The organism is Bacillus sp. LR--39, assembly GCF_053613335.1.
In genome coordinates this window covers 1-1233 of record NZ_JBSIOT010000234.1, presented here as the reverse complement: position 1 = coordinate 1233, position 1233 = coordinate 1, and the positions used below count along the sequence as shown (strand labels likewise).

General features: G+C 36.3%; 1 protein-coding gene and 1 rRNA gene. One reads left to right on the top strand and one right to left on the bottom strand.

Features of this window, described 5'->3' with window-relative positions; all coding sequences use genetic code 11:
- Nucleotides 1-166 precede the first annotated feature (166 nt).
- Nucleotides 167-1114 (top strand): YaaC family protein, encoded by a 948-nt coding sequence (locus ACWHAR_RS22080; protein WP_026113740.1) that lies wholly within the window; start codon nucleotides 167-169, stop codon nucleotides 1112-1114.
- Nucleotides 1115-1153: 39 nt separating this feature from the next.
- Here the strand turns inward: ACWHAR_RS22080 and rrf are convergent.
- Nucleotides 1154-1233 (bottom strand): 5S ribosomal RNA (rrf, locus tag ACWHAR_RS22075); the annotation flags it as partial.

The following is a 1233-nucleotide window of genomic DNA, read 5'->3' as shown; positions in this document are numbered from 1 at the left end:
TATCGTCGAACGTTAAGCCTTCTTTTGAAAATTTACTTTCCCACATTAGTAAATCCCCCTCTTTTCGGCAAAATATTATATGTAGATTATCAACTAGCCAAGAGCATGTCAAGGAAGCGGGAAAGAGTTGAAATATTTAGATAACGGAAAGGATCAAGAGATATACATGACATATCATGAGTGGAAAGACTTAGCGCTATTTTACTCCGTTGAATCAACCCAGAAATTTCTAGAAAAGGTTTATACCTTAAACGGTATTGACGATGCGAAAAAAAACTCTTTTAAAAACAGTGAACGGTTTATTTATTTCTTAAAGCATGCCGAATCGTTTTATAAACAAGCCGCATATTCTCCCTTAGAAATCAAACCGATTCTTTTATTTTATGGAATGGCACAGCTTATCAAAGCATGCTTAATTACACGTGATCCTCATTATCCAAGCCATACATCAGTACTGGCACATGGCGTAACAACAAGAAAACGAAAGAAACAAAATTATTGTTTTAGCGACGATGAAGTGAAAATACAACGGAATGGCCTATGCATACATTTTATGAAACATTTATTCGGACAATCGGATATAGTAGATGAACGGTATACCATGAAAAAATTATTAATGGCCATTCCAGAACTTAGCGATATTTTCTACTTTCAGCAGAAAGAACAATTTATAACAAAAGTTGAGAAGGATAAGAACGAAATTTTTGTACCGGAGGAAGTAGTAATCAATTACAAAATGTCTGATTCAAGGTTTGCTGAATACATGTCCCATCATTATCAATGGTCTTTCACAAAAAAAAATGAACAAGGGCTGCTGTTCGAAATTTCACCACAAGACAAAGAGCCATGGACATCGACCAGCTTATTGTTTGACATGGAAAAGAACCAATATTATATCCCTTCTCAAAGGGAGCAATTTCTGAGGCTTCCCGAAATGACAATTCATTATTTGATTTTGTACAACGTTGGGATGATTGCAAGGTATGAAACAGAATGGTGGTATGAGTTATTAACACAGCATATAAGTGATGACTACGTGTTAATTCAGCAGTTTTTATTAGTATCAGAAAAGAAATTCCCTAAATACGCTTCACAGTTTCTTCTTCATTTTTGACAAACAAAAAACCCAGCTCAATGAGCTGGGTTTAAACTTGCTTGGCGGCGTCCTACTCTCACAGGGGGAAACCCCCGACTACCATCGGCGCTGAAGAGCTTAACTTCCGTGTTCGGTAT

Excerpts from the sequence above, each read along its gene's own strand:
- ACWHAR_RS22080 (WP_026113740.1), top strand. The coding sequence starts at position 167 with ATGACATATCATGAGTGGAAAGACTTAGCGCTATTTTACTCCGTTGAA.